The following is a 6,305-nucleotide window of genomic DNA, read 5'->3' as shown; positions in this document are numbered from 1 at the left end:
AGCGTCTCGCTCCAGCGAGCATGTGCAAACGACAAGCTCGATGCCCCCAAGACCGCAACAAACAGATGGGCTTGCCGCGTCTTGCCGGACAATCTGTCGATGACCACCGTGACCGTGTCGCCGGCATAATCGACGAACAGCTTTTCGCCAGCCGCATGGTCCTGGCGCATCGTCACCGGCAGCTTCAGTGCCCAAGCGCGATACAAATCGMAGTAGCGGCTGTAGCGATAGCCATCGGGATGAAGGCCGATATATTCGTCCCAGAGGATCTGCAGCGTCACATGCTTGCGTTTCAGCTCGCGATGAACATRCGCCCAATCCGGCTCAACGCTGCGACGGTGACCGGTCTTCGTGCCGGCAGCCCTATAGAGAGCCGCCTCCAGCACCGCATCGCTGACATCGTCGCCCAACGGCCAGGAAAGGCCGGCAACCTCCACACGGCGGAGCGTCTCGCGCACCGTCGACGGCGCCGSACCAACGCGCCGCAATCGACTTGTGGCCTAGCCCTTGCTCAAATCTGTATCTCAGTATCTCGCGGACACGCCGCATCTTTAGTCTCTCCGCTGGCATCCCGTTCCTTCCTTTCAGGACACTGAAAGGACGAACGTCTCACCAGCAGGACACCCCGACAAACACCCCAAATCAGGGGGCGGCATCATCTCGGAACAAGGGGGGCAACCTCCACACGGCGGAGCGTCTCGCGCACCGTCGACGGCGCCGCACCAACGCGCGCCGCAATCGACTTGTGGCCGAGCCCTTGCTCAAATCCGTATCTCAGAATCTCGCGGACACGCCGCATCTTTAGTTTCTTCGCCGGCATCCCGTTCCTTCCTTTCAGGACACTGAAAGGACGAACGTCTCACCAGCAGGACACCCCGACAAACACCCCAAATCAGGGGGCGGCATCATCTCGGAACAAGGGGGCGGTTAATTCTCGGAATTGGGGGGCGGCATCATTTCGGAATGCGGGGGCGGATTGCCTCGGAATCTGCAACTTTGCCACCCGGCAGGGGGATCGCGACGTGGTACTGTCGCTACAGCGACCGGGCACCACCGGATTGCCTTGATAATGACGGATCGCGATCCAAATCCGGTCGAATGGTATCGACAACGTTCATCGTGAGACTGACCAGTCGCTAGAAGTCGGTGTCCGGTCAATCGGGTGACAGACTCGCCCGAAATACAATATGCTATTCACAGTTACGGTAGGATGGGCGGGAACATTCGACTGCGATCGCTGTTTGAGAGCGGCATCGAAGAGTCGATTTGTTGCAATACAGACAGGTCGCATTCCAAGCGCGCGTTAAACTACGGGACGTAGCTCGCACAGACTAACCTGTAGCACCACCAAGAGTTTGCCGGCAAGCTGTCGGCCTCGATGCCCTAGCAGGCTGTTGAAGAAGTCTCTGGTTTGGCCTTCAGCACGGCCTCGTCGCCATTGTGGTACGCGAAAGTGATCTCGATCGCGCCATCGTCGAGCAATTCGGCATGACCGTCACCGGAGATCTCGTCCATTTCGTCGAATCCGGACCATGTGAAAGAGACCACGGACTTGTTGTATCCGAGATCGAGCGTCGCTTGCATCGCGCCGAAGGCGATTTCGCCATGACCGTCGGGCCCGATGGTGATTGCGGCAGGCTCAACCAGGTCGAGATAATCCCGATCCCATAGCCTCGACGATCCGCCAGCGGCCAATCAGGCGGCAGTTTGAAGCCGCGCTCATGACGACACCGTCATCAGTTTCGGTAACCGCACCAGATCATAAGCGGCGGCCGCGAAGGTGAAGGCCCATCCGACGCGGTCGCGGCCACGGAACTTCGTCTTGTCCTGCCCCGCGACGGTCTTGATCCAGCCGAACGCCTCCTCGATGCGCTTGCGGATGCGCAAACTGACCCCATAGCCAGAATGGCGCGTCGTGCGCCCGTCAATGGCCGAGCGGCGACCATTGACGTTCTGCGCCACATGGGGCGTCACCTTCATCGACCGCAAATCTTTGACGAAGTCTCTTGTGTCATAGGCCTTGTCGGCACCCAGAGTGATCGCTTGTGATCGGTCAGCAAAGGGTTCGATCATGTGCAGCGCCGCAACCCGTTCGGCATATCCGCTGGCCTCCGTCAGGTAGGCATCGACCAGCAGTCCATGGCGGTTTTCCATCAGCCCGTGCCCCATGAAGCACAGCTTGGCCTCCTTGCCTTTACCCTTCTTATAAAGTCTTGCATCTGGGTCGGTCGTTGAAGCATGCGTCTCGTTGGAACGCCTTTCGCCATGAAAGTCTGCTTCCACATTCCGACCGCCGCCATCCGATGGTGGTTCGCCCGAGCCGTCCTTCGGCTTGAAGCTCTTCATCGACGCCCAGGCTTCGATCAGCGTGCCATCGACAGAGAAGTGGTCCGTTGACAACAGCCGCTTTACCTTGGGCTGCGAAAGGATCGCACCCAGGAACTTCGCGGCGATGTCGCCTTCCAGCAACCGGTCGCGGTTCTTCGAAAACACCGAATGGTTCCAAGCTGGATCGTCAATGCCAATGTCCACAAACCAGCGGAACAGAAGGTCGTATTCCAGCCGCTCCATCAAAAGCCGCTCAGAACGGATCGAATAGAAGGCTTGCAAAAGCATGGCGCGCAGAAGCTTCTCAGGCGCGATCGATGGCCGCCCGATCGGTGAATAGAGTGCTGCAAACTCCCGTTCCAGCAAAACGAGCGCGTCGTTCACGATCTGCCGGATTGCCCGCAGCGGATGATCACGACGAACACGATCCTCCAGATCGACATAGCTGAAGAGTTGACCCGTCCTCACATCGCCGCCGCGCATCCATCAACTCCAAATCTCGACAAAGCCAGTGAATCACGACCAAAGTCTTCACGCCAGGGCCTTTTTCAACAGCCTGCTAGAGGACGGAGGCTTTATGAACCAAGGAACGCCCCGAGGACTGATATTTGTGTACACGGGCATGATCATTGCCATCGGCCTTCTTATTATCGGAGGCGCGCTTACCTGGAACAAACTCGACGGGAGAACGCAGAGCGGCTCAAAACCAGTAATAAACTCACAGGATCAGCAGTGACCAAATACAAAAATACGACGGGTGCACAGGTTCGAGGACAGATCCAGTCTGGGGAGACGGGAGATATCCGTCCAGGATTTGATCCAGCCGCTGCACCAATCGAAACGGACGCAGAAGCGGCCGGCCAACCGATAACTCCGGAGCAGGCGCGCATCGCTGTAGCCGACCGTCGGCATCTCAAGCCAGATGTTCAGGAAAATTTTGATGGCGCTATGCGTAAGCCGAACGGAGTGAAAAAACTACCTGACATTGCTTTGCATCCTGTCGCTATCGTTTTGGGGCTTATCATCGCCCTAGGCGCGGGGTTGGTGATTTTTGGTCTGATTGGCACCTAACTTCCGACAGACCAAGGCAGTTACGGCTACGTAATAGCGTGATTCTCGCGACGCGTTGCCTGATGTCGTCACCTGTCATTTCAACCCTGATATACCGTCGCCGACATCAGTGAACACCGCTCATGTCGCATCAACTGCTGAGAAACTCCAATAACGACCGCACTTGAGTTACCCGGTTTTTTACCGTGCTACGATCATTTTGCCAATCTGCGCCAAAAAAACGCGGGCGCCTTGGGAGGTTGACGCCCGCGAATATCTCACTGAGCATGAGGGGAAAGGAACTCAATGAGGCGCTTCGAACTGCGAGTGGCGCGGGAAGTTCCCCCCGACCGGAAAAAACATGATCGAACGTAGAGCCTCACGCACGACGCAGGACCCTTGGTGCCCGGAGCGGACCTTCAGGCTCGCCAGATACTGCCCAACCAAAAGATCAGTCGTCTGGGACCTGTTCCGTCCTGACGAGCTTCAGAGACCTGGTAGAACAACGTACGTCTCTTCCTTTCTTTGCCCGCGATCGTCGACAAAGTTATGGACCGTACTTCCAATCGGCGCTTTCTGAAGGCCCGCCCTAGGCACCCCCCGTAAGTTATGCTCCCTGGACGGGTTCGATGGTAGTTTCGGCGCACCCCGCTACGATAAGAGCTGTAATGGTTGGGATAACGGCTTTCATTTGGACCTCACGTGACTGAACCCGCCCCAAACCGCCCATCGCTGCAACGGTTCCGGGGGGCGCGTAATTTTCGACGGGCCGGTAACATCAGGTCCTAATAGAATTCCGGCCATTCTGTTAAACGATGCGATGCGCCAGCTGCATGGCCGCAGTCTGGCCTACGAAAGGCCGCTCACTCCCTGAGCGCAGGCTCGCGAAGTAAAAGATTTGAGGCCTCTGTGATTAAGCGTTGAACTTTGACCGTATCGCGTGAGGAAGAATGACCTGCCTAAACAGCCGCCGGTTACCCGACATCGCTGGCCTGGCCTACGTCCAACTCAAATAAAAGGAACGGACGCTTTAATATGCGTGGTTCCAAGGAGTTCCGGCAGCGTTGTTGGGCCTGCCATACAACTTGTGAGGGAGGCGCTAAGGCGGGCGAAACGCTTGGTCCGACGGAACATGTGGTTTTATAGTTGTATAATAGACGTTACGCACAAAGTATGTCTTTCAAACACTTAAGCCATCTGACAAACTGTCGCCGGTTCTGATCCATTCAAGAGCAGGCAAAAGGCCGCTTGGAAATGGCGTCGTTCTGAGTTGTGATCTGTGTTCAACTGTGGATTTGCGACATGAACTCGACCATGCACCGGACAACCAAGCCATCCCTTTGGCGCGTGTACCAGTTGATCCGATAAAGATCAGCCTAAATAGGGCGGGGTCGTCAAAGACGACCTGTGTGGGAGGTGATGCGGGCCAGGATCTTTTTCAGGCTGGGCCTGCCGTAATAATAGAGCGCCGACGTCCGCTCGTATGCGCGCTCGTAAAGTCTGAACGTCTCTGGGTCGGAAAGGCTGAAAGCGGGATTGCTGCCTATGTTCTGATCGTCAGCCTTCCGGAAACGTCGGTCCTTGTGCGCGAGATAGGCTGCCGTACCGATGAAGTCTTGCACTTCCGGCTGGTCCAGTAGGCAGTAGACGTCGTAATAATGCCGAAGGAAATTGGCGGGGAACTGGCCGGATTCCTGCTGCTTGCGATATTTAGTGGAGATGGTCTGGAGCTTCTCGACCAGCGTGTAGCCGGGCTCGTAGCAGGGAACGGCAAGTGCGCGATTATCGATCAGCTCGACGCGCGATGCCGCGTAATCATAGGCCCAGGAGCTGATATCCTTGTGGATATTGGGAGCCACCGTGTCAAAGCCGGCTTCGAGCAACACGCCGTCCTTGAGATCCGATTTCGTGCCGGTCGTCTCGGGGTAGTAGAGGCGGATGCCGCCGCTGCGATACGTCTCGTTGTCAAATTCGGTATCGCGCTCGATCTTCTGGATGCCGTCGATCGTGATCGTCTCCGCCAGCCAGTCATAGAAGCCCTTGCGACTTTCACGATGCGCTGTCTTATCGTGATTGGGGCCGGATTTTACCTCCATTGCCTTCGGCGGTTCGATACGGATATCGATATCCTCCGAAAAGCGGTTGATGATGCGGTATCCTTTCGATAGCGAGGTGCCTCCCTTCAGCTCGAACGTCATCTCCAGCTGCTGCAGGCCGTACAGGCAATGCATGATCCAGTAGTCTTTTTCGACCAGCACCGGCTGCACCTTCATCTGGTCAGCGACGATGCGCAGCAGGGACGCAAAATCCTTGTGCTTATGGAGGAAATCAGCTGGCATGCGTGTCGGCGGCGAGGGTGTTGAAGAATTTACGCGTGCGCACCATGCCGTATTCCTTGGCGGCACGGGTGAGGGCGGTGCGATTGCCCTGCAGGGCACGTTCCTTCACGCGGGCCAGCACCTGATCGCGGTCCTCGGCCAGCTGGTCGAGATTGTTGACCAGGTCGACCAGCAGGAATTCTTTGGTCAGGGTTTTGGGGAAGGCTGGCTTTCTGCGGAACTCGAACTCTCGGCCGCCCAGCATGAAGTTGCCGTGGCGCTTATGGTTATAGACGACGGTCTTGTTATAGAGCTGCGTCGCGCCGACACCAAGGCTGTTATAGGCATTGGGCGAGGTGACGAGGTAACGGTCATCCTTCAGGAAAGCCTCGACGAGCGCATCATCCTCGGCGGGGGCTTTGCCGAACGCGGTCTGCTTCGGCCGGTGATAGACGCCGGTCGATAGCTTGGTCAGGTATCCTTCTGCCAGCAGCTGCTGAAGATGCCGATCGACAGACGACGACCATTGGGTGAGATCCTCCCGACGGTAGACCTTGCCGGACCGCAGATGCTTTTTCAATTCCTGTAACTTCGTCATGGGTTAGCTCC

At 57.0% G+C, this 6,305-nt stretch carries 5 protein-coding genes and 1 pseudogene; 1 reads left to right on the top strand and 5 read right to left on the bottom strand.

Annotated features, from left to right (window positions below):
• From ASC96_RS20375 to ASC96_RS20365, 3 genes and pseudogenes are all read right to left on the bottom strand, one after another.
• Positions 1–549 (bottom strand): annotated as a pseudogene (locus ASC96_RS20375) (transposase); the annotation flags it as partial.
• Between the two features lie 834 nt (positions 550–1,383).
• The gene (locus tag ASC96_RS20370) at positions 1,384–1,695 is read right to left on the bottom strand and encodes a hypothetical protein (protein WP_244482215.1); all 312 of its coding nucleotides are present in this window, start codon (positions 1,693–1,695) and stop codon (positions 1,384–1,386) included.
• A gap of 24 nt (positions 1,696–1,719) precedes the next feature.
• A complete protein-coding gene (locus tag ASC96_RS20365) occupies positions 1,720–2,811 on the bottom strand; it encodes an IS5 family transposase (protein ID WP_060504958.1) in 1,092 nt (363 codons plus the stop codon).
• A gap of 249 nt (positions 2,812–3,060) precedes the next feature.
• Here ASC96_RS20365 and ASC96_RS20355 point away from each other — a divergent pair, with 249 nt between their 5' ends.
• Positions 3,061–3,399 carry a hypothetical protein gene (locus ASC96_RS20355; protein WP_060504956.1) on the top strand — a complete coding sequence of 113 codons (339 nt, stop codon included), beginning with the start codon at positions 3,061–3,063 and terminating at the stop codon, positions 3,397–3,399.
• A gap of 1,373 nt (positions 3,400–4,772) precedes the next feature.
• On the opposite strand, the gene ASC96_RS20350 is transcribed toward ASC96_RS20355, so the two are convergent.
• Both ASC96_RS20350 and ASC96_RS20345 read right to left on the bottom strand, forming a co-directional pair.
• Positions 4,773–5,717, bottom strand: a complete 945-nt coding sequence (locus ASC96_RS20350; RefSeq protein WP_060504955.1) for a nucleotidyl transferase AbiEii/AbiGii toxin family protein — start codon at positions 5,715–5,717, stop codon at positions 4,773–4,775.
• Entirely contained in the window at positions 5,707–6,294 is a 588-nt protein-coding gene (locus tag ASC96_RS20345) for a DUF6088 family protein (protein ID WP_060504954.1), read from the bottom strand. Before ASC96_RS20345 ends, ASC96_RS20350 begins: the two co-directional genes overlap by 11 nt.
• Positions 6,295–6,305: the final 11 nt, after the last annotated feature.

The sequence above is a fragment of the Rhizobium sp. Root1204 genome (genome assembly GCF_001424965.1).
Lineage (GTDB): Bacteria > Pseudomonadota > Alphaproteobacteria > Rhizobiales > Rhizobiaceae > Pararhizobium.
The sequence above is the reverse complement of the archived record's forward strand: the minus strand, read 5'-3'. Positions and strand labels throughout refer to the sequence as shown.